Genomic DNA, 25,220 nt, shown 5'->3' on the forward strand with positions numbered 1-25,220 from the left:
CGGTTCACGCCCACTTTTCCCGGCAGGATGACTTAGACGTCATGGCGCAGGAAAACGTCTTGATTCCCACGTTGAAGGTGGTTGAACAGGTGCGGTTGGTGGCCGCCATCAAGCAGGTGGCGATTGCGAACCGGTGGGAAGCGTTACTCCAACAGTTTAGGTTGTTGGACTGTCGGCAGGCGTACGTTGCGAACCTGTCGGGTGGGCAAAAACGACGATTGGCGTTGTTACTGAGCGTTTTGCGACCGTCTAAACTCCTGATTTTGGACGAACCGACGGTGGGGATGGATTTGGATTCCATCGACTTATTTTGGCGCTTGTTGGAACGAATGCAGGGGGCGACTTTAGTGGTCACACATGATTTTAATCAAATCGATAAGTTCTTTACCCGGGTTGTACTCTTGAAAAACGGGCAGATTGCGCGTGATGCTTTGGTCAAGACGATTCATGCCAATAACCAGACGATTGAGCAGTGGTACCGACAGGATGACTCAGAAGGGGTGGCAGCGCAATGATTACGTGGATTCAGTTGAAGCAGGTGCTTCGTAATAAACGGTTTATTTTTTTCACCATCGTGTTTCCGGCGACCTGGTACCTTTTGCCTAGCGTGGTGAATCCCCGGATGATGGATCCGTTTATCGCATTTTTGATTGCCAGCTTGATGGGGATTCTGGGCAATGCCATCGTGACGTTTAGCAAACGACTCTCGGCGGGACGTCAATTCTATCTTGCACAGGTCCGACTGTCGCATTACTCTATCTGGCGGTATCTCTTGAGTCAGCTGATTATTCAGATTGGTTTACACTTGCTGATTATTCTAGTGATCACGTTACTGGGGATTGGCTTGCAGACGCTGACCATTGACCGAAACTATTGGGACGCCGTTCTGTGGTTATCGGCCTTAGGCATTTATTTCAGTGTCATTGGCTTTTGGTTCGGGATTAGTTTTAGCCCCACTACGGTTGATGTGGGGTCCACGCCGCTGATGTTTCTGTTTGCGTTGATGATCGTTCCGTTTTCGTGGTTCTCAACCGGGACGTTCACGGGGGTCATCACTAAGATTCAGGAATTCTTACCGCCGTATTATTTTTATCAGTTCTTTTATACGCAGTTAACTCACCAGGCGGCGAGTGGCCACCTGTGGAAGTTTGGCCTGTCGGCGCTGATCACGCTGATACCGTTTTTGGTGGGCTTGCGATTGCGGTTGTTTGGTGGTGGGGTGTCTCGGCGGGGTTAGTTAGTGGTGTGAGTAACTTTGATGTGGCAAAATATTGATGAAGAGATGTGTTGGAAAAGCTTTTAATATCTTTGCTTAAAATGAAATTAAAACCGGACTTTATAATTTAAATTATATTAGTTTTAAACTAAACAATGAATTAAGCTAAATTGAATAGATAACTACTTGTGACCAACCTATCGATATTTTGTTTTTAAGTACCGATTAAGTAGATTTGAATTTTAAATATTGGTAATTTTATCCGATCATACCCATGTAAAATCTGTTCTATGGAATCGTTATCCTGTTCCAATGACTTCTGATAGATAATCACTGAGAAAGTTTGATAAATTAAATATTGTTGTTCGATAAAGAAAAAGATACAATTACTTTATTGATGTAACCGGTTACGATACGAGGCGGAGGTATAAAATATGGAAAAATTACTGGAAATAAGATGACACAATTGTGGAATTGGGCCTATGATAAAGCAATTAATGTCAGCGCACCAGGAATTAAGAATGTTGACCAATTGGCTAGGGAGTATACGAATAAATATCCAGATACGGATACGGCGATTAAACACTATGTGCATTGGCAAGAAAGAAAGTCGGGTACGACAGGTGTAATAACTGGATTTGGTGGATTTGCAACCATGGCTGCTACGTTACCAGCTGATTTGGCTTCAGTTACTTATATTCAATTAAAAATGGTTGCTGTAATAGCGACTATTCGGGGATATGATCCACATGATGATGAAGTTCGGAGTTTAGCATTTATAAGTTTTTTAGGCATGTCAGTCGTAGATTTCGTAAAAAAGTCTGGGATAAAGGCCACGGAAAGCCTAGGAGTAAAAGTTATCAAAAAAGTCCCACAAGTAGTGTTGAATAAAATTAACGCCACTGTTGGAAGCAGATTTGTTACGAAATTTGGAGAAAAGGGTGTTGTAAATTTGGGGAAAGGTATACCGGTTTTAGGTGCTGCTGTTGGTGGCGGATTTGATTACGCGTCGACTGCGCGTATTGCTCATAAGGCGAAAAAAACTTTCCTGATTTAAATGTTAGTCCAACTCTCTCTTAAAGTAAGTTTGAAATTGTAAAATTAATATTTTGAATTATAAGCTAATATGGTTTTTTTTAGTTCTGATTGAATACTGTTAATCAGTGTTTTCGGCCCCTTCACCGTCACCAAGCTCCCTTGACTCAACAGCCACATCTTAGCACCTTTATCAAATACATCAGCTTCAATAAGCACGCTATGCCGTTCGGGATAGCGTGCTTTTATTTTGGCAGTGGGGAAGCGGTCGAGGGCGGCCTCAACGATGCCTCGAAATTCGAATTGAATGGTCATTTTCTCGCCCGGTTGCATGTAGTGAATGTATTGACGGAGTTCGCCGTCTTCAAAACGTTCACCGCGGGATCGGGTTAATTGTGTGGTCGAGGATGTGTAGTTTTGAATGCGGTCTAAACGGAAAAAGCGGTTAGCTTGGTATGTCTGGCTGTAAGCAACAACGTAGAAGTAGTATTCCGAAAAAATGATGGTTTGCGGTAGAATGGTGCGTTGATCCACATGGCCTAATTGGTTACGGTAAAGAATCTCAACGGTCGTTTGGTGCTCGATCAACTGACTAAATTGCCAGATAAGGGTTAATAGGGGCTTACCATGGGTCACGGGTTGGTAATGGAACCGTTCATTTTTAATAATAGGAATAATTTCGCGTTGTTCCAGTGGCGGGATGAGATTGAGGAGACTATCGATAGTCTGCCCAATCTCTTTTTGGTTTAGCGACCGGCTGGCAAGTAAGACCTTGATTAAGACCAGAATGGCTTGTTGTGAAATGGCGTCTTGGCTCACATCTAACCGGTAGCCACCCAGTTGACGGTGATAGGTCAATTCATAAAAGAGTTGTTGTTCATGGATGAAAGTTTTGATTTGGCTAAGGTCACTTTGGATGACCCGGGGAGTCACCGCAAATTTTGTGGCTAGTTGGGCTTTAACGACTACGTGATTCGAGATTAGCTGCTGAAAAATGTAAAGCTGACGGTAGGCGGCGTTCATGGTGACCAGCTCCTTAAAATTTTTAAATAAAAATAAGTGGAAGCATTTCTTCTACCTTGAAGCCTATGCTTATCCTATCAAGAAAGCAAGTTCGACTGGTTCTTCGGCTAGTAAGGGTGGTGGTCAAAATGAGGGTAAATGACCAGTGGTATTCCTTGAAAACGACTGGTTCAAGTGCTGTTCCGAAAGCAAACACTGTTTACTAATATGTTAACTAGAGGTGGTGAATGGGATGGATGAGAAGGTTGACGTCACGGCACTCCATGACTTCTATCGTAGCTTGAGTGAATTAGTAGGGGTCGAAGCGATGCTAGCGATTTATCAACAGTATAAGGGGATGCAGATGACGATTCCGTCACATTTATATGATCGCCAACTGGCAGCTGAGAAGGTGTTAATGAAATATAACGGACACAATCAGCAGGCTTTAGCGCGAGAGTATGGATATTCTCAAAAGTGGATTCAACGGGTCGTACATCAAACCAAGAAGTAAAGTTGAGGAGTGATTTATTATGAAGTTTTGTCCAAATTGTGGTCATCAGTTAGAACCAGACGCTCAATTCTGCCCAGCCTGTGGCACGCAGATAGCGGGGGAACGGCAACCGGGGCAGACAAATCAAAATCGTGCGCAAGAGAAAGTGACAGCACACGTCCAGTATACTCAGACGGCTTCACAGGAGCCAAACCATACGGAGGAACAGCCACAGCTGGGATTCGTGGGGAGTATTCAATACATTATGCAACACGTGTTTGAATTTAACGGAGATGTGCCAGAAAGTCGTAAATCGGTCTTTTGGTGGGGATATTTAGGTGTCCTGTTGTTAAACTTAGCCTTTGTTGCCATTCCGTACTTAGGTACGATTCTTTGTTGGGCTACGGATATTCTGTTGATATCTGCGAATATGCGGCGATTAGCCTACCTTAAGAAAAATACTGGATTGAGCTGGTTGCTTATGGTACCGGTAGTAAGCCTATACCCACTTGTCCTGATGTTCTTAGATAGAAAGGATTAGTTTGATGAAGAAAAAGGATATTATCGCATTAGTTATTGCCGTGGTTGTGGTTTTAGTTGGTGGTAGTCTTTTCATCAAAACACGGGTCGCTGTGTCGGAGAATCGGTTGGCTAGCAACATTACTAAGTCGGTCCAAAATAAAGATGGAAAACTTTTCCTGAAACAATTTTCTAAAGATAATCAGGAGATTAAATTTAGTGATATTGGTGCGCAAAGTGTGGTTAAGGACTTGCACGATAACGCGACAGATCCGACTAGCGAAATTGGGAAGATCATTACCAGCGGTCAAACGGTTTCCGGAACTAAAGTGGATTATCGGTTTACAGTAGAGAGTAAGAAGGTCTTGGGGCTCTTTACGAGTTACTATCTAACGACGCGGAAGTCCCCCGTACGCGTTCTGAATTATACGGGTTATGGTGATGACATGACCATTAAAATGACCAGTGGTGGTAAGAATCAGACCATCACGAAGAGCCAGTTAAACAGTGGTTTATTTCCCGGACGGTATGATTTCGACATTACCTCTGGTGGTGAGGACGATGGGAGCTATTGGGTTCGCTCAGCTGGGGATGGCGGAACGATTGAACTGACCGTCACGGAATATTAAATAAATTAAGGGGTAATCAAAAAGCATTGGCCGATAGCGGTTAATGCTTTTTCTTTGGAAAGGTGCAGTTTAAAGCCTGAACACGCATGGGTGGGCAATCGTATGGTTAAGCTCATCAATCAATAAAAAATAATTATTATTATTGTTGACAACTAATGGACTACTTGATAGACTGATGGCATAAATTAATAATAACTTATGTAAAAGAAAGGGATGAAGTTATGTTTAGCTGGTTATGGTCATTAATTGTTGGTGCTTTGATTGGGGTAGTGGCGGGTGCCATCACCAATCGGGGTGAGTCGATGGGCTGGATTGCGAATATTTTGGCCGGGTTGATTGGGTCCTGGTTAGGTCAGACGTTATTTGGGAGCTGGGGCCCAGCATTAGCTGGCATGGCTTTAGTCCCATCCATCGTTGGCGCTATTCTTCTGATTGTTCTGGTCTCCGCCGTCCTCTCTATGCGGCGCACGTAGGGTGGTGAGACAATGCGACCAATTTATAAATGGACATTGGGCATTGTGGGGGTTCTTATGATTGGGCTTGCCGTCTACCAGATTGGGTGGTGGCTCAAGATTCCGGGATTAACTGCCTGGAGCCACCAAGTCGCCCAACAGGTTCCGGGGATGGCATACTGGCTCGCCGCTGGTATGGCCGTGAGTGGTCTCGTTGGTTTAGGACTATTGGGCTTAGGTGTGTTAGCGCCAATTCGGATTCCCCAGACGGTACTCAAGACCAAGCTGGGTACCATGGCGATTCCCCAGCGAGTCTTGGAGAAGAACTTGCGTTACTACTTGGTTGACCAGTTGGGGTTGATTGATCCTCAGGTGACCGTTCGTTTACGGCGGCGCCAGCGGGTCATCGTGCGGGTAGACGCAACCACTCAGCCGGACCATCAGCTACGGGATATGGCGTTGCGGACTACCCATACCGTGAAGACTTACCTGCAAAACCAATTGGGAATGCATGCTGTGATTCCAGTGGTTCGGTTGGCACCCGTTGACCGGCAGAGACCCGTCAAGGTGCTTTAGGAGGGATGACCATGAATCGAGGATTGATTGGCCTGGTCGTCGGGATGGTTCTCGGCGTTATCTGGGTAACCCTAGGGTTCACCGCCAGTCTGGGCGTCGCTAGTTTAGGCGCCATTGGCTGGGGAATCGGCCGGTTCGTTCGATTGGACTTTGCGGCCCTAGGACGTAAGATTGATGACCGCTTATCACGTGAACGTTAGAGGAGGAAATCACATGACTGACACACCAACACTGAAAACGAAGTTGACTTTTGAAGACGATGTCATCAAAAAATTGGCCGGCTGGGCCTCACGCAACGTTGATGGCGTCTTGGCGCTCGATGGTGGCATGCTCAGCAATCTGACGAACCGTTTTAGAAGCGACGCTGATCCGACTCAAGGCGTCGATGCTCAAGTGGGTGAGAAGCAAGTGGCACTGGCGTTGACCGTGACCATTGAGTATGGTAAAGATATGCGCCAGATTTTTACGCAACTCTGTCAACGTATCAAGCAAGACGTTGAGCGTTATACAGGCTTAGACGTGGTCGAGTTGAACGTTCACGTGAACGACGTGATGACCAAGGCGGATTGGCAAGCGCAAGCAGCTGGCAAGCCGAACTCGCAGCACGCCACAGATAGTCCGGAAGTCGCGTAGGGCCCTGACCTGAAAGGAAGGTAAAAAATGACGACACCACCAGAAGCACCTCGGAAGACGATGTTATTTGACGATGCCGTTTTAGAAAAGATTGCCGGGAAGGCGGCCATGAATGTCCCGGGCGTACTAGCCCTACAGGGAAATCTGATTGAGAATTTATCGGACCGCTTAACGGATGGAGAACAGCCCCAGATTGGGGTGTCAGTCGATGCCAACCAAGAGCGCCAGACGGTTGCCTTAGAGTTAACGGCCCTGTTGGCTTATGGCAAACGAGCCGAGGCCATCTTTGACCAGTTAGTTGACCAGATTACGCGGGACGTCAAAACAATGACGGGTTTCCAAATTACCCAAATCAAGTTACGAGTCAAGGACTTGTTGACCAAGGAAGAGTGGGCGCAAGCGGAAGCGAAACGCGCGGGTAAGAAACCTAAGAAGGAAAGCTAAAGGTAACGGCCCCCTCCATGATTGCGGAGACGATCATGGAGGGGGCCGTTTTAGCAGTGAACCGGGTAAGCATGGATGCGGGTTAATGGTGAAAGTAAGCCTGCACCTCTTGCGGATATCCCTGAGCGGCGTTCACCCGGCTGAGCAGAGCCTTGTCGTAAGTGGCGGTATAGGTCGAAGTAGGGCAGCTCTTGTTGTTTTGCCCGTGCAATCTCTTGGGAGATGTCGTAGGAGACTTTGCGGAAATCAACGGATAGCTGGCCAGCATCGGTGACGGTCAAGATGGCGTAGTGGGCCCGCTGGTCGGCCATGAACTTGGCATAGGGACTGTAAGGTTGGCCGGTCGCTCCCGGGTTAATGATCAGTTGTCCTTGGTCTGACGGATGAATGTGGCCGTAGACCGCCATGTCATGGTGTCCCACTAGGTGGTTGAAGTGGGCTTCGGCCTGGTTAGGGTACAGGTCGTGACCGGTCGAGTGCTCCAGTTGGTTATGGGAAAGCCCGAAGTCCAGGCCGTTGACCGTACGACTGGTGACGATGGGTTGTTTGACTAGTGCCTGGAAGTGGTCGGGAGATAGGCGTTTGACCAAGTACTGGGTTAGGCGGGCGAAGTAGACTTCGGAGGGGGCTTCCCTTGGCCGTCGACTAGGGCCTGAATCCCCTGATTCCAGTTGGCTCAGCGTTTCTCTGGGGAATCAAAGTGGGTGTAGAAACCGTTGAAGATGCCTTCAAAGTGGTATTTGTCGTAGAAGTATTTCATGTGCTTCATGAAAAGCGGGCTGGCTTCATACCAGAAGTCCATCCCAGCGGCGTTCGATAAGCCACTGCCACCGCCCACTAGAATGGCGTCGGCTTCATTAACGTGTTGCACGAATTCTTTAACTCGCGGTTCCATTGATTAGGCTCCTTTGACTGTTTCAAAAATGATCGATAATAGGTGCTAGTCTAGGACCTGATCAGGAATAACTTAAGTACAGTTGCGTTAAAGTGTCTAGTTATGGACAGGTTTTTAAATGTGTCGCGAACTTGGGATGGCTAGAAAACTGAGATGGGGTGATTGTGGCATATCGGAGTACGTTAACATGCAACTTACGAAGTATTTAGTGTCGCTCTAAATAGCCGTACGGTGTAGAATTTAGATATTCTGAGCAGAGGCACCGGTGCCGGTTTAACGGTAAGCTGGTGGCCATCTATGGGAGGAACCCATTTTGAATTTTCCGGATAAATATAAGTTTGATCGTCCAGCAGCGAATGCGGGGCTGAAAGCTAACTTAGTGACACTACTGACGACAACGATTCAGCTAGACCAGATTCCTAGTACGCCGGAACAGGTCACAGCCATTTTAAGTGGGGAACCGGCGCCAACGGGATCTTCTGCTACACGACAGGCCGGATTAGCGTTGTACCGGGCTTACCAGGAGGTCATGGTGGGGGATGCTCCGCTAACGGCGACCAGCATTTTTGCCTTGAACCGGGTGATTGCGGCAGGAACGTCTGGTGCTGGTCAGCTACGGGAGACGGTCAGTGAAGCCACGAATTGGCAACCGCCCGTTCCGGACCGTGAGCAGGGTTTACGACGGTTGACCACGATTTTGAGCGCATCTGGGAAGTCTGCGACTGAAAAAGCGATGGACTTGGCGTTATATTTGTCGCGCTGGCAGTTATTTGCCACGGGCAATCAACGGACGGCATGGGCGGCGGCCAATTGGCTGATGCGCGACGCCGGCGCAGGTGTGCTGTTGCTTCCTGCTGATAAACGGCAGTGGTACGCGGTTCAGTTACAAGCCTACTGCCAAGCAGGGCGGGCGTTGACCATTAAGCAGTGGCTGTACGGCAACGCTGTCTGGGGATTACTGGATTATCGCGTTGCTGTACAGTCGCACCACTTTGTGCAGAATCACTACTCGCCGCTGAATAATCCGTTGGACCAGTAAGTGAATGTCGAGCGGGGGTAAAACATTAATCAGCCACCAGGAAATTAAGTACCGGTGGCTGATTTTTTGTGGTTTAGGATGAATGGGAAAAAGGAGGCGACACGATAAGAACGCCGGTGAATTTACTGTAGGAGAACTTTGGTACTCAACAGATGATGCGAGATTGATGATTGTTACCAGAAAAATCCCTCAGTATACTTGGGCTAAAAAATAATGAAAGTAGGAAGACTATGACGATAGAGATTCGAGCAATGGCGGCTAACGAGCAACGGGTGGTCCAGAAAATTAGTCGGGCGGCTTTCAAGGGTGGCGAGAGTTGGTTTATCGGCTTACCTCATCAGGCTATTGTTCTATTAGTAGATCAGGTGATTGTCGGGGCGGTGGTGTATAAGGACTGGGGACCAGACCAACGACGAAACGTTTATGTCGACCAATTTTTAATTGCGCCTAGTTGTAGTGGTCAGGGATTAGGTAAGCGCCTACTGAATGGCGCCTTGACCTATTTTCGGCGTACAGGAGCCCAGACGGTGACTGCGGCGATTAAAACGGATAACGTTGGCTCCTGGAAGAACTTTTTAGCGAACGGGTTTCGCCGGACGAGTTGGGGACGTGCCGTTACCTACTTAGGTGTGAGCGGTGCGCTTCGACAATTGAGTCAGTCACCCTTAGCCTTTGAATCAGGGATGGAACTATACCTGTTAGATTTTTCGGAACGGCCAGTTTCTATCGAATTATTACCGGCTGGGGGACGATTTTTAATCAGCAATTTACTTCTCCAGTTGCCTATGTGGATATTCCTGACGGGACAGTCCCACTTCTGGTCAGCTGTGGCAGCTTATCTCGGCGTACTGGCACTGATTATCGGTTCACGATGGGGTGTCGGACGGCGATTAGAGCCTGAGGGTCACTTGCGCTTCAATAATGGGGGTGGGATAACCACGTTTCTCTTGTCATTGATTCAAGTGCCTTTTCCATTGAATGTCGCCTGGGTACCGACTCACTATCGCCAGACGGCTGAGTTTCGCCGCCATTTGGCCTTACCGGAGCTGGTGAAGTGGGCTGGGCTGGCTTTACTGGCACCTTTAGCAGTACTGCCCAACGTAGGCTGGTCGTTTTTGGGCCACTTTGCGAGTGTCTTGATGGTCCTTCAACTCTTTCCGGTTTTTCCGTTCGAAGCGTTTGGTGGGCGGCGGTTGTATGATGCCAACCGGAGATGGTGGGCGATTACCAGTGTGGTGACCGTGGTTGAATTGGGCATCCTATGGTGGGGTTAAATTGTCTGGAAGTCGTCGGTGCTGACCGACGGCTTTTTAGAGCACTGCCAGAATGTGGGCGAGACGCTGAATAACGACGTCTTGAGAGCAATGGAGCCGCCCGCGTTGCCAGTCGATGATGACTCCAATGACACCGTTGATGTTGTAGATGACGTCGATGTGGTAGGGATGGTTGGTTAGGGGGATGTGCTCCTTAGCCATCACTTTTTGAATAAAGAGTTCGCGAATCTGCTCAATAAAGTGGTCACTGTTTCCGTCCTGTAAAAGGATCTGCAACATGGCGTGCTGAGAGTTGAGGTAATTGATCACCGCTTGGGCTAAGGCGAGAAAAGCTTGAGGCCCGGGTTGCGTAGGGTAGGTCTCATCGACGAGCTCGGCGAGGTGTTGCAAGAGCTCATGGGTGATGTGGTCGTAAAGATCGTAGACATCACGATAGTAGAGGTAAAAGGTCCCACGATTAAGGTGGGCGGTCCGAGTAATCGCGGCTACCGTGATTTTAGGAAGGGGCTTTTGGGCCAGTAGTTTCAGAAAAACGTGAATAATTTGCGCTTGAGCTTTAGTCATGATGACGGGATCCTTTCTACACAACTGAACAATTTGGGGCAATCTGTTGATAAGTCGACAGATGGAGGTGAATTGTTTAGTGACGGAGAATCTAAATCTTCTTATAGTGTTTAGTATAAATGAACAGCTGTTGATGAGCTACTTAGCTGTTCGGCTAAAACCAATGTATAAGGGGAGACATTATGAAACGATTCGTCAAACAACGTGGCTGGGTGCTAATTTTGTGGCTAGGTCTACTGTTAGTTGCTTTGGTCACGTTGCCCAATACCACTAATTTTAAGGAAAATGATAATATTCCAGGTTCGTATTCCAGTACGCAAGCCGCAAAAATCAGTGCACACTGGGACCGCCATTCGCAGAATACTTATTCCGTGATTGCCGTATTTAGTAACGGCAACCAAAAATTGTCAGCGCAACAAAATCAAGCCATAAAACAGACGCTGCAAAAGTTAAAGCATCATCAGTCCCGTTACCAGATTACGGACCTAACTACGGCGGATTCGAGCACTCTGGCGAAGCAACAGTTAGTGTCCCGGGATCAAACGACACAGATGGCGGAGCTGACCGTGAAGCACCAGGACATCACCCACCTTAAGAAAGTACTGAATCACGCTATTCAAACGGCCCACGTCCAGACTTACTTAACCGGAAGTGACATTTTGGATGATGATTTTTCTGCGACAACGGAAAAAGGGGTCCAGAAGACCGAAGTCATTGCGATTATCTTTATCTTCGTGGTGCTCTTGCTAGTTTTCAAGTCGCCGTTAACACCCTTAGTCTCATTATTAACGGTGGGCATTGCCGGCATTATTTCGTTGAGTATTGTATTTAACCTGGTGAAGTTCTTTGGGTTCCCGTATTCGGATTTTACGGAAGTTTTCATCATTATTGTGTTGTTCGGAATTGGGACGGACTACAATATCCTACTATACAACGAGTTTCGTGAGGGGCTAGGTCAGGGATTAACGACAGCTGAAGCCCTGAAGCAGGTTATGGGGAACGGTCGTCGGACCATTATTTACTCAGGTATCTCGGTACTGATCGGGATGGTGACGCTCTTTTTCGCTAAGTTCTACTTGTATCGTTCAGCGGCGGGAATCGCCATTGGAGTGGCCATTTTGTTATTAGTTTTACTGACCCTGAATCCCGTACTAATGCGGCTCTTAGGACCGAAACTCTTCTGGCCAAGTCGGTCTGGCAAGGGTGAAGGCAACAGTCGCGTGTGGTACTTTCTCTCGCGGCATGCTTGGCAACACTCGCTTATTTTAGGGGGCCTTGCACTCCTGCTGGTCGTTCCCTTAGCGTTACGTGGGTCCGGTCAACTAAACTATGATGATAGTCGTGAAGTGCCCAATACGCTGGCTTCTAAACGAGGCTTTCAACTGATTCAGCAGCATTTTTCGAAAGGTACTTCAGAACCGACAACCTTGTATCTAGCCGGGAAGCATCGCTTGGACAACGAACGGTCACTTAAGGAAATTGACCGCTTAGCGCAACAAATTAAGCAGGTTAAAGGCGTTAAAAGTGTGTTGTCGGCTACTCAGCCGGGCGGTTCACAGATTAAGGATTTGTATGTGAATCACCAGTTGGCAACGACTACCACGGGGTTAGAGAAAATCAACCGTGGCTTAAAGCAATTGAAGAGTGGGGTCACATCAGCTCAACGGCAACTCGCCACGGCTGATATTGCCAGTCAGCTCAAGTCGGTTAAGACCTTGAGTACGGGCGCGACCCAGTTGGCAACGGGAAGTCAAGAACTTACGCAGGCGCTAACGACGGTATCGCACCGGGTTCAGACGGCTAATACGCAGGTCCAAAGTTTAGCGTAAACGTTAAAAGCGGCGGGTGTTTCCACCGGATTGACCACGGTTCAATCCGGCGTTAGCCAGTTGACCAGCGCTATGTCGCAGGTCCAAACGGCTTCTCAGGAATTAAGTACGGGGGCCAAAACGGTAGCCCAAGGTAACCAGCAACTCTATCAGAAGTTGGCCGGGTTACGGCAAAAGGTGGCAACTCTAAAAGCTGGTTTGACGCAGATGTCCCAGGGACTTCAGCAGGAACGGCAAGGGACCGCTAAGATTACGAGTTACTTAGTAGGCTTACAAAAATCGAGTGCCGCGCAAACCTTTTACCTCCCGCAGGCGCAACTGCGCGGACGGACTTACCATAGTGTCTTGACGTCTTACTTCTCGAGCAACCGGCGGGCAACGCAGCTAACGATTATTTTCAAGGGGAATCCGAGCGATACACAGACCATGCAACAATTGAGTCAGATTGAGGCTATCGCCAAAAATAGCCTGCATGGCACGTCGTTAGCCCATACTGTTAAGGCGTTTGATGGGATGACGTCGTCTAATCGAGACCTGCGCTCATTGGCGTCAAAAGACTTTAAACGGACGGCAATTCTGATGCTAGCTGGGATTTTGGTCGCTTTATTAGTGGTCACCCGGTCGTTAGTCCAAACGTTGACCATCGAAGGAATCTTGGTGTTGGTCTACTACGCGGCATTAAGTGCTGTGCAGGCACTTTCCAGTTGGTTCTTAGGGGAGTCACAGTTGGCTTGGAACACCCCGTTCTTTGCCTTCATCATGCTGATTGCTCTCGGAGTGGACTACAGTATCTTCTTGATGGTCAAGTACCGGAACCTGGCAACGGCCGAACCTGATCGGCAGCGGCGAATTATCCAAGCTGCAACAACGATTGGGGCTACTGTCATTTCGGCGGGGGTCATTCTTGCGGGAACGTTCGCGGCGTTGATTCCGTCAGGCGTGATGACCCTGATTCAGGTCGGTTTAGTCGTCATTTTAGGCATCATCTTATTGGTCGTGACGATTCCTATCGTGTTACCCATTGTGATTCGGATACAGAATTGGGCACTGACCCGCGATTAAGGGGTGCCAGTTTAAAAGGGTTCTACTTAGTTCACCAGAATGGCTGGGCGAAGTAGAATTTTTTTCATATGGACAATTACTGACATGGTAATCAGTGTTCCTGAATACGCTGGTAAGCCGCAAACCAAATGATTGGTTTTACGGGTTCAAAATGCTAAGCTGGGGTATCAATTTTTAGGAGGATTCATTAACCATGCAAGCAGTAATGATTGATCAATATGGAGGCCCTGATGAATTACACATGGCAACTTTGCCCCAACCAGAGATTGCCGCTGATGAGGTATTGGTCGCCGTTGCCGCGACCAGCATTAACCCGATTGACTGGAAAGCCCGTCAAGGCCTATTAAAGGGTATGTATGACTGGACTTTCCCCGTGGTTCTGGGCTGGGATCTGTCCGGCACCATCGTGAAGGTGGGGGCGCAAGTCCACGATTTTCAGATTGGGGATGAGGTTTTTGCCCGACCGGATATCTATGCCGACGGGCGCCGAGGGACGTATGCCGAGTTTGCGGCCGTAAAGGAAGACAAGTTGGCCCATAAACCGGCCGCACTATCGTTTGAACAAGCTGCTGCGCTTCCGTTGGCGGGGCTAACGGCCTATCAGGTCATTCATGACCGCTTAAAGGTTCAAGCTGGCGAAAAAGTTCTGATTCAGGCCGGAGCTGGTGGCGTGGGCCTGAACGCCATTCAGATTGCCAAGGCCCTCGGCGCTGAAGTCACCACCACGGCCAGTACCAGTCACCACGACCTCTTACGGTCGATTGGGGCTGACCACATCATCGATTACCACCAGACTAAGATTACCGATGTGCTCCATGATTACGATGCGGTGTTTGATACCATCAATGCCATTGACGATGGGATTGCCGTGTTGAAACCGACTGGACGCCTGGTCACCATCGATGGCGCCCCCACGGAGGCACAAAAAGCCCAGGGACCGGACGTCTCAGGTTGGTGGCTCTTACCGAACGGCCGTGAGTTGGCCATCTTGGGCGACATGGTCGTTCAAGGAAAGTTACGCGTGATTATCGATCAGATTTTCCCATTCACCACGGCCGGCCTGCGAGAAGCACACCGGTATAGTGAAAACAGTCATAGCGCTGGTAAATTAGTGATTAACGTTGACCCGAGGAAGAACGCTAAATAACTTTTGGGCATGTTGGCGAAGCTAGAAATGGTGCTAAAACAGATTAAGTGAGCCACTTGAGTTGGGGTAAAAGCCAATTTAGGTGGTCCATTTTGTTTGGGAATAATGGTCCGGATAAACGGACTTGTATTTAGGAAGTTACTGGCGAATGCCGATTAGCGTGGATGGCTAACGAATGGTATACTAGGCCTACTTTTGACGAGGAAGTGATCAAGATGTTCTTAGCACCATTATTTGAATGTGATGTTCCTACGCGCGGCTAATCAGCGGCGTGGTTCCGCTGATTTTATAGGTAATCAATAAAATAAGCGGAGGAATATAATTTTGAAAAAGACTAGAGTACTGGGAAGCGTGGAATTGGTGTCAGCTGCGGCGATTTGGGGCGGTATGTTTGTGGTGGTCAAAGCCATCGTGACGGAAATTCCGCCCATCCAACTGGTGTGGTTGCGTTACTTGGTGGGGGCCATCGTGCTCTTGGGAATGGTGTTGGCACGCCGAATTCAGTGGCATTGGGATTGGCCTAATCTCATGTTGATTGGGTTAGCCGGTGTGGTTGGTGATACGTTATCAATCGTAGCGCAAGAGACGGGCACCTGGTTGTCCTCGGCCCAGTTAGGGTCGGTCGTGACGACCGCAACGCCGGCTTTTATGATGCTCTTTAGCTGGCCGTTACTTCAACAACGGCCTAAGTGGCACCATTGGGTCAGCTTGGGCTTGGCCAGTTTGGGTGTTTGGGTCATCGTGGGTCACCAGTTTTCGGGTCGTCACTTTATCTTGGGTGTGCTGTGCTTGCTGGTGGCGGCGTTGACTTGGGCACTGATGTCCGTGCTCCTTCAGCTGATCTTACCGGAATACGATGGCCTGCAAGTTACGTTTTTGGCGACGGTTGTGGCCCTAGTCTGCTTAACGCCCGTGGTGGGAATCCAGCATCGCGTGCTACAGACGGTGGCTTGGGGCAGTCCCCACGTTATCTTAAGTATCTTCTATTTAGGAGCCGTTTCAACGGCGCTAGCGTTCTTCTTATGGAATCAAGGACTCCGGCATTTTAACAGTCCCGCTTCTGGCATTTTCTTCTTGATTCAGCCGGTCGTGGGGAGCTTGTTAGGATGGTGGTGCCTGCAAGAACCCCTCTCCGGTGGTTTCTTCGTGGGCCTGGGCTTGATTCTGTTGAGCGTCTTGGTAACTTATCGGTTCGGTTAATTGAACAAAACGAAGCCCGTCAGTAGTTTGACGGGCTTTTTTGTGATGGGGTGATTGCTCTAAAAGGGGGTCATTTGTCCTTTGTGTCCCGGTGTTTCAGCTGTGACCCTTCAAAGGAAGATAATCGCGCTTTGGAGGATTGCCACGATGGTCAGCCAGGCAATGGCGAGCCATTTGCTGTTCAGGCTATGGAGTTGGTAACGGCGTAGCTCCTGTGAGGTCAGATTCTGTTTTAGGTGTTGGTCAAAGTCTAAAGCGGCTTCGAAATCAACCGTTTTTAGGGTCCCGAATAAGCGGGCAAAGAATAACCAACGGCTGTGGAGTTCAGGGTGGACTATCGCCAAGTTGACTAAGTTGTCTAGGTCAGGATAGCCCAGTTTTTGGGCTAAAAACTGGGAATTTAGTGTAGCCTCCGTTTGCCGATTCTCCAGTTGGACTTGCAAATCCGGATGAGCTCTTAAATCGTTTTTTTAGATGAATAATGGAGCGGTCAAGTAAGAGTGGCCAAGGATTGACGCCAGGAAAGACGGAAGGTAAGTAGTGATGGAAAATTAATGTACTGATGCGGTAGTGGAGGAGGATGGCTGAAAAAAGCGTCAGGGCCAGCATCAGCCACCAAGCGCGGTTGGCCCAGACGGAGTTATGGCCCAATTCTAGTTCGAGAACTATGGGAATAGATCCCAAGGCGGCGCTTAACCAGATACTGAAAGCAATGAGCGGTTTGATGTATTTCAGTGGAATCAGGTCATAGACGATTTGAATATTTTGATACATTGAGGCGGTCAGGTCGTCGATGTTGCGGATTAAGATTCTCACTAGGTAGCCGTAGCACCCCCATGTTAAGGTGAGGTATAGCAGGTTGAGCACGGTTTGGTGGTCCATTTTAGTCACACTTTCTTTTGGGGTTATAGGGTTACTCTATGGTTTGGGTTGATGGTGGTCAAGGGGGTGGTTAGTCAAAATCAAAAATTGAATTCATGGCTAATTAAAAGTGAAGATTGCGCACTTAAAAATTAGAATTAAGAACTAGCATGATATGATGGCATCAAGGTCAAGCGGGAAAGTTTAGCGGAATATGATAAACCAGCAAAAGAGGAGGCTGGCTTAATGGGAGTCGATCGGCATATCCGGTTGGTTAATGCACTCGGGGCGAAAAAGCCCCCCATATGATTGTTCACCTAATGGCCTAGCCTTGATAGGGGCGTGCGGGACGAGTCGTATCCGGTTAAGCTGACGTGAGACACTGACCCGCAACGGCTGGAGAGCGTGACGCCTTTGCGGGTAAAAAGCTAGGGGGATTAAAAATGTTAATTGTTGGATTCATTGAGTTGTTAATAGCCGGATTCTTGATAAAGTGTATGATTGAAATACTGCTGATGTAGTTTAGGACAACACTGGAATTGAGTATTCCCTGCGGATGCTAATCTATAAGCTACCACTATTCTTCACGAGGGAGTTAATAAGCGGGTTCAACAATAAATTGTACAGCTGAAATTAAGTAGATGATGAACATGGGACTAGCACCGTAGTTTTTATCAGGTGTAAGATTGTTTTAATGAGACGGTTTATTTGACGGACGATGAGTTTCTTCTTTGAAAAAGAAACTCATCGCCTTTTTTCGTATACATTGCGACTATGATTGCTCCTTATCTTAGGATTAAGCATAAGAACGATCGTTCAATATAGAATTCGATGTGCATGGAGATTACCGTATTTGTAATGTGCTTTGCTGATTGGTCAATGGAGCGGTCAGGCAGAAGTGACCAAGGCTTAACCCCGGGAAGGACGAGTGGTAAGTGATGGTGGAAGGGCTGATGCGATAATGAATCAGGAAAGCTGAAAAGAGTGTCAAATCTAGCGTTAGCCACCAAACGCAGATCGCCCAGATGGAATGCTGGTCCAATTCTAGTTCTAAAACGATGGGGGAATCCCACGGCGGTACTTGGCCAGACACTAAAAGTCAATCGGTAGTTAGTTGAAGTCAAAAGTTGAAATCTGGGCTAGTTAAAAGTGAAAATGACGGTCTTAAAAAGCAAAATTAAGAACTAGCATGATATGATGACATCAAGGTTAAGCGGAATAAGTTTAGTGGTTTATGATAAACCGGCAAAAGGAGAGATTAACTTGGAGATAACAGGTCGGCATCAACAGTTGGTCAATGCACTTTGGGCGAAAAAGAATTCAGGTGGGGATGATCGCTTTTGGCTCCCATTAAGTGTGCATTTGACGGATACTGCCAATGCCATCAATTGGCTATACACCTGTTGGGTTGGCGAGGGCGTTAAACTGCGATTGGAGCAGTCACTGTCACCAGAAGGGGCCCAGAAGCTAGTTAAGTTTCTCGGCTTTGTTCATGATTTGGGAAAGGCCACGCCGGCGTTTCAACTCAAACCATCTTGGAATCAAGATTATGATTTGGATGATGCGCTTATTTCCAGATTAAGGGATGCGGGTTTCCAGAACTTACAAGCAAATTCATTCATGAAACAATCTCCCCATACGATTGCCGGGGAAACCATTTTAGATTACTACCAGGTTCCTGACTCCGTTGCAGCTATTGTGGGCGCACATCACGGACGGACGATTGATGACCGTCCTGAACGACACCAAAAGCCGTATCAAGATAATTACTGGCAATCATCGGATTCAGAAGTACAAAAGCCATGGAAAATGGTTCAAGAAGCGTTGTTCAATCAGGCCCTTCAGACGGCTGGGTATCAAAGCGTTAACGAAATTCCAACTGTTACGCAACCCCAAGCGGTTATCTTAGAAGGTCTATTGATCATGGCGGATTGGCTAGCCTCGACCGAATACCTAGATACTGCTAAGCGTAAGCCACTGTTCCCACTGGTTCGCTTGGGTGAATCGGTGGCGATTGATACCAAGGCGCGATTTAGAAACGCCATCTTGACTTGGAAGACCACAGACAGTTGGCATCCGGCCCCGGTCTCAATGGCTGAGGACCCGTACTACATACGTTGGGGCTTTCATGCCCACGAATTTCAACAAAAAATGACGGCCGAAATCGATCAGGCCACGGATCCTGGATTAGTAATTATTGAAGCGGGGATGGGTAGTGGTAAAACTGAGGTCGCTTTGCTGGCGGCTGAACAGCTTGCTTATGCCACGGGACGTAATGGCGTGTTCATGGGTCTACCTACCCAAGCCACGACAGATGCCATGTTTACACGCTTTAATCAATGGCTATCCAAGATTGCTGTTGATAAGAATTTGCGTCTTCAAGAAGACGAGTTGCATGGTAAAAAGGCTTATAACCCGTTGTATCAAGAACTTGTTCGCGCCAGTAACGTTGACGCTTTCGATGAGGCTGACGATTTAGATCATAGAGAGTGGCTAGATGAGGGTTCTGTTGCCCTGAATCAGTGGTTTAACGGCAAAAAATCCGTTCTCACACCGTTTTCGGTGGGGACCATCGATAACTTACTGTTGATGGGACTGAATCAAAAGCACCTCTTTTTACGTCACTTTGGGTTCAGCGGCAAGGTCGTAATCATTGATGAGGTCCACGCCTATGATGCCTACATGACTTCATACTTAGATAAGGCTTTGGTTTGGTTGGGGGCATATCACGTTCCAGTGGTGATTTTATCGGCGACCTTACCTAAAGAGAAACGCAACGAATTGATTTCAGCCTATCTAAAGGGAAAATATGGTGACGAGTATCAGAATCGGTTAGTCGCGCCGGCAGGCTGGCAAGATAAGGTGGCCTACCCCCTACTGAGCCTGATCGATGGCTGTACGCTTAAGCAGGTTACGGTCGATTCAAAAAATAGCGGCCAGATTACCCAAACGGTAACGGTTCAACGTTTTAACGGTGATGATGAAGCCTTGATTCAAAAGGTCCTCGCCAAGCTTAAAAATGGTGGGGTCGCAGGAATCATCGTGAATACTGTCAAGCGGGCTCAGGCCCTAGCGGCGATTGTGTCACAAACCAGTGATGTTCAGCTGATGGTCCTACATTCTGCCTTTTTGGCCCCTGACCGGACCGTTCAGGAAACCGAATTACAGCATCTAATTGGGAAGCATGGTCAACGGCCACAGCGGATGATTGTGATTGGAACTCAGGTGTTGGAGCAATCGTTAGACGTGGATTTTGACGTGATGTATACCGACATTGCCCCGATTGATTTGGTCTTGCAACGAGTAGGTCGTCTGCACCGGCACCCAATTGCCCGGCCGGCTGGTTTAACACATCCGCGGCTGTTTCTTCTTGGAGTTAATGAATTTGGGGATTATGGCGAAGCGAACGAAGCCGTTTACGGAAATTATCTCTTGAGAAAGACGGATTATTTCTTAAAGGACGTCCTGACGTTGCCAACGGATATTTCACCATTGGTGCAGGCGGTTTATGATGAGCAGATCAATCAACAGGTTCCAGGAATCGATCAGCCGTATCGCGACTTCAAACGACAGCAAAGGCGGCAACACAAGAAAGCTAGGGCGTTTCAAATTCAAGTACCTCAGACGGGGCGTTACGGGACATTGCATGGGTGGTTAAAACGGGCACATACCAGTGTTGAAGCAGATAGCGTACGGGCCAATGCGGCCGTTCGAGATATTCAGGAAACCTTGGAGGTTATTCTGTTACAACGGACCCCCAATGGCATCTGCTTAATTGATGGACGGCCACTCAATACCGTAACGGCATTGGAGATTGCCCAGCAGGTCGTTCGAATTCCAGCAGCAGTGACCAAGTACCCAATCAGCGCCATGGATCAGGCCATTCGCGAACTAGAGCAACAAACAGGAACGTTATTTCCCGAATGGGCTGGGGAAACCTGGTTGCGTGGGAGCTTGGCGTTGGTTTTAAGTGAGCAGAAGACGGCGACTTTACTGGGGTGGCAATTGAGCTATTCCTCGAGCCGGGGGTTGAGTTATCAAAAAAAGGAGGGATTGCATGGCAAATGAAACATTTAATTTAACGACGGAACCGTGGATTAAAGTAACTGAACGGAAAACTAACGCAACTAAAATGGTTTCGCTAATTGACTTATTTGAACATGCGCAAGATTATCGCCAGTTAGCTGGTGATATGCATACCCAGGATTTGGCGGTTTTACGGGTGTTATTGGCTATTTTAACGGCAGTCTATTCACGATATGACGCGGACGGGCAGCCGTATCCTTGGTTGGCAGCTAATCCAGTTGAGCAAGAAACTTTAGAAGTCAACCGAGGCACATACGAAGATGCTGTGTTGGCAACCTGGAGACAATTATTTGAAGCGGGGCATTTTTCGACAATTGTGATTCAGTATTTACAGAAGTTTGCGGATCGCTTCGATTTGTTTGGGGACCATCCCTTTTATCAAGCTACAATGGCAGACTATGATGCCTTGGTGGCGGAAAAGAAGCGTGTCGCATTGGGGAAGGGAACCGTGGCGATTAAACAGTTCAACCGGCGGGTCTCTGAAAGTAACAATACGCCGGCCATCTTTGCTCCTAAGGCGGATACTGCGAAGAATCAGTTGACACTGGATGAATTGGCGCGTTGGCTGATTACCTACCAAAACTACGCCGGGACGACGGATAAGACCAAGGTTGAAACGGGGGAACCATTCTCGTCTTCACCAGGGTGGTTGTATAAATTAGATGCGGTTTATGCGGATGGTCAGACGCTTTTTGAAACTTTAATGTTGAATTTAGTTCTAATCAATGAAAACGGAGAATATACGCCTCAGCATCCAGTTTGGGAAGTAACCAATCTGCGTGACTACGTTGACGATCGGGCAGAGCAGATCAATCCCGACAATATCGCGGCACTATACACCAGCTGGACGCGCATCTTACATCTTGAGTGGGATGACGCCCAGCAACCAACTATTTTTAGTGCCGGTTTGCCCATGTTTGATGGCGAAAATGCCTATATTGAACCCATGACGACTTGGCGGCGGGATAAGAAAACGGAAATCGATACCCCGGCTACCCGAAGCTCATATACTTTGTCGAAAGCCATGTGGCGGAACTTTGGGAGCTATGTACGCCTTAACCCGGATACTAGTGCCACTAAGCAGCAACAGGAACCAGGTATTGTTTGGTGGCTAAATCAATTAAAGAATCGGCAGGTTTTGGCAGGTAACAAATCGCTATCACTGGCTTCTGTAACCTTCGTGAGTGGTGGTGCCCCCGCCAACCTGCCAATTGCTGAGTATCACGATGATATTCAAATCATGGCTGGCGTGCTCTTTGATCGCCATCAAGATGAGGATGACTATTGGCCCGTGTACATTGAAAACGTCATTCAACAGACACAAAAGATTGGGACCGACTTCTACAGTTTTGCCATGAATGTAGGGCGAGTCCGGGGGATGAAGCTGGAGGCTAAACTGTTCGCCAATAAACTGAGCGACCAATTCTATAGCCGATTGAATGACCCATTCAAAAACTGGCTAGCCGGGTTAACGCCAACCACTGACCGTGATCAAGCTATCTTGGATTGGAAGAAAGAATTGCGGAAATTGGCCACGGATGCCGCTAAATCAGTAATGGCGACGGGGTCGTTACGAGATGCGACGGGGTACTTTGATCAAGATCAGCAAGCATGGGTCAATATCTTTATTGTTATGAGTTGGTTCCAAGGGAAGGTTAAACGAGACCTTGGGTTAAAGAAAGGGGAGATCAAGGAAAATGGACGCTAACCTGATAGGTTACACCCGAAACATTATTTTAAGGCTCTACAATGATGGTCAGCCGAACAAGGCCGCTTTGGCGGGAATTCGGACGGCGACAACACTGAACAGCCCCCGGGCGCAGAGCCTTTGGCCGGTGATGCTGGCCTATTTACCTGAAAAGATGTTGAGTCGTTCGGGTCAGCCCACTAAAGAAGAGACCGCAATTTATACGGCCGTACGGTTGTATGCCTTACACCAGCAAAGCATTGAGCGCCGTGTTTATGAATCTAGTCGCGATATCCAAGACGATTCGGACCGGACACTTTCAGATGTAGTTGTAAAGATACGTCAACGTTCCGGTCTATCGACTAAGGAAGAAATGGCCGTCTACATTGCAGTTCAACGGTATATCGTGTTCCAAAAAGAGATTGACAAGAGCCAGCCTCAACCGGATAAGGAGGGGGACGCATTAGCCAAATTACCACAAGGAAGTTCGTTATTTGCAGCTCTAGCTAGGTTACGCGCTGATCCTAAGAAGCAAGTCGCTTTGGACCGGCGGATTCAGCCAATCTTGGGCTCGACTGATTTTTCGACGATTGCACATGCGCTTAGCCATTTGGTTGGCATGTTGAAGTCTCGGACAAATCTAATTCAGGTTGACTACGCCCAACTGGCCCAAGATTTGTATCAGATTCAGTTGGGTTATGCCCAGGCTAATCGGGTGCGGTTGCGTTGGGGGCAACAGTACTTTTACATTGCAAGCAACCAAGAACAAACAGAAGGGAAGAATAACTAATGCAAAATCTATATGTTGATATCAACGTTTTACAAACGGTCCCATCGTCCAACCTGAATCGTGACGATGCGGGTGCCCCGAAGACGGCCCTCTACGGTGGGGTGAGTCGGGCTCGGGTTTCTTCTCAGAGTTGGAAGCGTGCTGTACGTAAAGCTTTTGAGAAAAATCAAACAGCCATTGGGAAGCGGACCAAGAAGGTGCCCCAACTGTTAATGGCTAAGGTCAGCGAGCTAGCACCTAATTTAACGGATGATGAAGTGTTGACTAAGGTTCAGGACTTATTTAAAGCGACAAATATTAAAGTGGATGAAGTTAAAGATAAGGACAATCCCGATGCTCCAGTTCGGTATGAGACGAAAGCGTTACTGATGGTGAGTCCAGGCCAACTTGAAAAGTTAGCGCAATACGCTGTAAATCATGATGAGCTAAAGAATAAAGAAGTCACTAAAGACATTAAGGCCGTTATGAAAGGTGACCAATCCATCGATTTGGCCTTATTCGGCCGGATGGTTGCAGATAATCCAGAACTCAACGTGGATGCGTCCACTCAGGTGGCCCACGCCATCTCGACCCATGAAGTGGCGCCGGAATTCGACTACTACACGGCCATGGACGATGAACAACCTAAAGACCAAAACGGTGCGGCGATGTTGGGAACGATTGAGTATAATTCTTCGACGTTGTACCGGTATGCCAACATTAATATGCATGAATTGGCCCATAATTTGGGAACCGAAGATGCAGTTGCCGGTGCAGTTAAATTTATCAAGACATTCCTGCTATCGATGCCTAGTGGGAAGCAGAATACGTTTGCTAACAAGACGTTACCTAGCTATGTGATGGTGACGCTTCGTCCGGATACGCCGGTTAACCTGGTGTCAGCTTTTGAAGAGCCAGTACTGCCGCATCATGGCTACCTGAAGCCATCTGAAAAGCGGCTAGAAGAAACTTACCAAACTATTGCCAATCAGAAATTGGTTGATCAGCCCCTCTTAAATGTGGTTCTGGGTCACGACCAGACGACCGTGGGGCAATCGGTAAAGACGTTTCCAGAGTTCTTAGCGGCAATCACCGAAGGTTTAACAAAGGCGGTGCAAGATGAGAACACTAACGGTTAATTTAACGGCTCCCTTACAATCGTATGGGAATGAAGCCACGTTTGAGCGTCGAACCAGTGATGCTTATCCTTCTAAAAGTGCTGTGGTTGGGATGTTGGCGGCAGCTTTAGGATACCGACGCCGTGATTCGCGAATTCAGGCGTTAAATGCGTTGCAGTTTGCCGTACGGATTGATCAAGTCGGGGTGCCGTTAACCGACTTCCAGATTGTTGAGTGGAAACCAGGAGAGCGTAAAACAACGGACCGTCAATATCTTCAAGATGCGCGCTTTGTAGTCGCTGTGGGAAGTGACGATGATCGGTTGATTGAACGGTTAAAAGTGGCGTTGACCCACCCCCGCTTTCAGTTATCCCTAGGGCGGCGGGCGAACGTACCGGCGGGGCCACTGACCGTTGGCCTGTACGATGACCAGCCTATTCGGGTATTGACCCATTTACAATGGCAGGCTAAGCCCTGGTATCAACGACGGCAGGGGACTATGGTTCCACTAACCATTATGGCCGATGCTGATCTCTTGCCGGAGAAGGCCAACACCATGGTCAAAGACCAGGTGATTTCATTCGACCAACGTAATCGGCAATATGATTTTCGGGCGATAGCCACAACCACGGTGACTTTAAAGAATCCGCTGCACATCGCCGACTACTTTGAAAACATTTAAGTGAAAGG

The 25,220-nt window shown here is 48.0% G+C and carries 28 protein-coding genes; 22 read left to right on the forward strand and 6 right to left on the reverse strand.

The features are described 5' to 3' along the window. From FD30_RS11735 to FD30_RS04130, 3 genes are all read left to right on the forward strand, one after another. Window positions 1–515: ATP-binding cassette domain-containing protein (locus tag FD30_RS11735; RefSeq protein WP_235803252.1), on the forward strand; the 515-nt coding region annotated here is incomplete at its 5' end. After that, window positions 512–1,237 carry a hypothetical protein gene (locus FD30_RS04125; RefSeq protein WP_056944000.1) on the forward strand — a complete coding sequence of 242 codons (726 nt, stop codon included), beginning with the start codon at window positions 512–514 and terminating at the stop codon, window positions 1,235–1,237. The genes FD30_RS11735 and FD30_RS04125, both read left to right, overlap by 4 nt. Window positions 1,238–1,673: 436 nt before the next feature. Next, complete coding sequence (locus tag FD30_RS04130) at window positions 1,674–2,273, forward strand: EcsC family protein (RefSeq protein ID WP_056944001.1); 600 nt, start codon at window positions 1,674–1,676, stop codon at window positions 2,271–2,273. 44 nt (window positions 2,274–2,317) lie between these two features. Here the strand turns inward: FD30_RS04130 and FD30_RS04135 are convergent, their stop codons facing one another. Beyond that, window positions 2,318–3,274 (reverse strand): helix-turn-helix transcriptional regulator, encoded by a 957-nt coding sequence (locus FD30_RS04135; RefSeq protein ID WP_056944002.1) that lies wholly within the window; start codon window positions 3,272–3,274, stop codon window positions 2,318–2,320. A gap of 232 nt (window positions 3,275–3,506) precedes the next feature. On the opposite strand from FD30_RS04135, the gene FD30_RS04140 reads away from it, so the two are divergent. From FD30_RS04140 to FD30_RS04175, 8 genes are all read left to right on the forward strand, one after another. Next, window positions 3,507–3,767, forward strand: coding sequence for a Mor transcription activator family protein (locus FD30_RS04140; RefSeq protein WP_056944003.1), 261 nt, complete (start codon window positions 3,507–3,509; stop codon window positions 3,765–3,767). A gap of 19 nt (window positions 3,768–3,786) precedes the next feature. Then, complete coding sequence (locus FD30_RS04145) at window positions 3,787–4,287, forward strand: zinc-ribbon domain-containing protein (RefSeq protein ID WP_056944004.1); 501 nt, start codon at window positions 3,787–3,789, stop codon at window positions 4,285–4,287. A gap of 4 nt (window positions 4,288–4,291) precedes the next feature. Next, window positions 4,292–4,894, forward strand: a complete 603-nt coding sequence (locus tag FD30_RS04150) for a hypothetical protein (protein WP_056944062.1) — start codon at window positions 4,292–4,294, stop codon at window positions 4,892–4,894. Between the two features lie 221 nt (window positions 4,895–5,115). Next, window positions 5,116–5,367 carry a GlsB/YeaQ/YmgE family stress response membrane protein gene (locus FD30_RS04155; protein ID WP_056944005.1) on the forward strand — a complete coding sequence of 84 codons (252 nt, stop codon included), beginning with the start codon at window positions 5,116–5,118 and terminating at the stop codon, window positions 5,365–5,367. 12 nt (window positions 5,368–5,379) lie between these two features. Next, window positions 5,380–5,922 (forward strand): alkaline shock response membrane anchor protein AmaP, encoded by a 543-nt coding sequence (gene amaP / locus FD30_RS04160; protein WP_146999995.1) that lies wholly within the window; start codon window positions 5,380–5,382, stop codon window positions 5,920–5,922. A gap of 11 nt (window positions 5,923–5,933) precedes the next feature. Continuing rightward, window positions 5,934–6,122, forward strand: coding sequence for a hypothetical protein (locus FD30_RS04165; protein WP_056944007.1), 189 nt, complete (start codon window positions 5,934–5,936; stop codon window positions 6,120–6,122). Between the two features lie 13 nt (window positions 6,123–6,135). Continuing rightward, the gene (locus tag FD30_RS04170; RefSeq protein WP_056944008.1) at window positions 6,136–6,555 is read left to right on the forward strand and encodes an Asp23/Gls24 family envelope stress response protein; all 420 of its coding nucleotides are present in this window, start codon (window positions 6,136–6,138) and stop codon (window positions 6,553–6,555) included. A 27-nt stretch (window positions 6,556–6,582) separates the two neighbouring features. Then, window positions 6,583–6,999: an Asp23/Gls24 family envelope stress response protein gene (locus FD30_RS04175; RefSeq protein ID WP_056944009.1), complete on the forward strand. Its 417-nt coding sequence runs from the start codon at window positions 6,583–6,585 to the stop codon at window positions 6,997–6,999. 50 nt (window positions 7,000–7,049) lie between these two features. On the opposite strand, the gene FD30_RS04180 is transcribed toward FD30_RS04175, so the two are convergent. Next, entirely contained in the window at window positions 7,050–7,589 is a 540-nt protein-coding gene (locus tag FD30_RS04180) for a metallophosphoesterase family protein (RefSeq protein ID WP_056944010.1), read from the reverse strand. Window positions 7,590–7,675: 86 nt separating this feature from the next. Further along, entirely contained in the window at window positions 7,676–7,894 is a 219-nt protein-coding gene (locus tag FD30_RS04185) for a hypothetical protein (RefSeq protein ID WP_056944011.1), read from the reverse strand. Window positions 7,895–8,207: 313 nt separating this feature from the next. On the opposite strand from FD30_RS04185, the gene FD30_RS04190 reads away from it, so the two are divergent. Together FD30_RS04190 and FD30_RS04195 are read left to right on the forward strand one after the other, a co-directional pair. Next, complete coding sequence (locus FD30_RS04190; protein WP_056944012.1) at window positions 8,208–8,933, forward strand: Fic family protein; 726 nt, start codon at window positions 8,208–8,210, stop codon at window positions 8,931–8,933. Window positions 8,934–9,163: 230 nt separating this feature from the next. Beyond that, window positions 9,164–10,207: a GNAT family N-acetyltransferase gene (locus tag FD30_RS04195; protein WP_082604797.1), complete on the forward strand. Its 1,044-nt coding sequence runs from the start codon at window positions 9,164–9,166 to the stop codon at window positions 10,205–10,207. 36 nt (window positions 10,208–10,243) lie between these two features. Here FD30_RS04195 and FD30_RS04200 read toward each other — a convergent pair whose 3' ends face one another. Continuing rightward, window positions 10,244–10,771 (reverse strand): TetR/AcrR family transcriptional regulator, encoded by a 528-nt coding sequence (locus FD30_RS04200; RefSeq protein WP_056944014.1) that lies wholly within the window; start codon window positions 10,769–10,771, stop codon window positions 10,244–10,246. Window positions 10,772–10,953: 182 nt separating this feature from the next. Between FD30_RS04200 and FD30_RS11740 the strand changes: the two genes are divergently transcribed. From FD30_RS11740 to FD30_RS04220, 4 genes are all read left to right on the forward strand, one after another. After that, window positions 10,954–12,600, forward strand: a complete 1,647-nt coding sequence (locus FD30_RS11740; protein ID WP_056944015.1) for an MMPL family transporter — start codon at window positions 10,954–10,956, stop codon at window positions 12,598–12,600. Between the two features lie 30 nt (window positions 12,601–12,630). Next, a complete protein-coding gene (locus FD30_RS11745) occupies window positions 12,631–13,662 on the forward strand; it encodes an MMPL family transporter (protein WP_056944016.1) in 1,032 nt (343 codons plus the stop codon). Between the two features lie 193 nt (window positions 13,663–13,855). Beyond that, entirely contained in the window at window positions 13,856–14,809 is a 954-nt protein-coding gene (locus FD30_RS04215; protein WP_056944017.1) for an NADP-dependent oxidoreductase, read from the forward strand. 324 nt (window positions 14,810–15,133) lie between these two features. After that, window positions 15,134–16,009, forward strand: a complete 876-nt coding sequence (locus FD30_RS04220) for a DMT family transporter (RefSeq protein ID WP_056944018.1) — start codon at window positions 15,134–15,136, stop codon at window positions 16,007–16,009. Between the two features lie 110 nt (window positions 16,010–16,119). On the opposite strand, the gene FD30_RS11750 is transcribed toward FD30_RS04220, so the two are convergent. Next, window positions 16,120–16,353, reverse strand: coding sequence for a hypothetical protein (locus tag FD30_RS11750; RefSeq protein ID WP_235803253.1), 234 nt, complete (start codon window positions 16,351–16,353; stop codon window positions 16,120–16,122). Between the two features lie 19 nt (window positions 16,354–16,372). After that, window positions 16,373–16,825, reverse strand: coding sequence for a hypothetical protein (locus FD30_RS11525; protein WP_235803254.1), 453 nt, complete (start codon window positions 16,823–16,825; stop codon window positions 16,373–16,375). Window positions 16,826–18,133: 1,308 nt separating this feature from the next. Between FD30_RS11525 and FD30_RS04230 the strand changes: the two genes are divergently transcribed. From FD30_RS04230 to cas5e, 5 genes are read left to right on the forward strand one after another with little or no spacing between them, the layout of a single operon-like run. Further along, the gene (locus tag FD30_RS04230; protein WP_056944020.1) at window positions 18,134–20,938 is read left to right on the forward strand and encodes a CRISPR-associated helicase/endonuclease Cas3; all 2,805 of its coding nucleotides are present in this window, start codon (window positions 18,134–18,136) and stop codon (window positions 20,936–20,938) included. Then, a complete protein-coding gene (locus tag FD30_RS04235; protein WP_056944021.1) occupies window positions 20,928–22,664 on the forward strand; it encodes a type I-E CRISPR-associated protein Cse1/CasA in 1,737 nt (578 codons plus the stop codon). The genes FD30_RS04230 and FD30_RS04235 overlap by 11 nt, the downstream gene beginning before the upstream one ends. Beyond that, window positions 22,654–23,433 (forward strand): type I-E CRISPR-associated protein Cse2/CasB, encoded by a 780-nt coding sequence (gene casB / locus FD30_RS04240; protein WP_056944022.1) that lies wholly within the window; start codon window positions 22,654–22,656, stop codon window positions 23,431–23,433. The genes FD30_RS04235 and casB overlap by 11 nt, the downstream gene beginning before the upstream one ends. Then, entirely contained in the window at window positions 23,433–24,551 is a 1,119-nt protein-coding gene (cas7e, locus tag FD30_RS04245) for a type I-E CRISPR-associated protein Cas7/Cse4/CasC (RefSeq protein ID WP_056944023.1), read from the forward strand. The genes casB and cas7e overlap by 1 nt, the downstream gene beginning before the upstream one ends. Next, window positions 24,532–25,212, forward strand: a complete 681-nt coding sequence (cas5e, locus tag FD30_RS04250) for a type I-E CRISPR-associated protein Cas5/CasD (RefSeq protein ID WP_056944024.1) — start codon at window positions 24,532–24,534, stop codon at window positions 25,210–25,212. Before cas7e ends, cas5e begins: the two co-directional genes overlap by 20 nt. Window positions 25,213–25,220 lie beyond the last annotated feature (8 nt).

It is taken from the genome of Levilactobacillus namurensis DSM 19117 (genome assembly GCF_001434785.1).
In the GTDB taxonomy this organism is placed as follows: domain Bacteria; phylum Bacillota; class Bacilli; order Lactobacillales; family Lactobacillaceae; genus Levilactobacillus; species Levilactobacillus namurensis.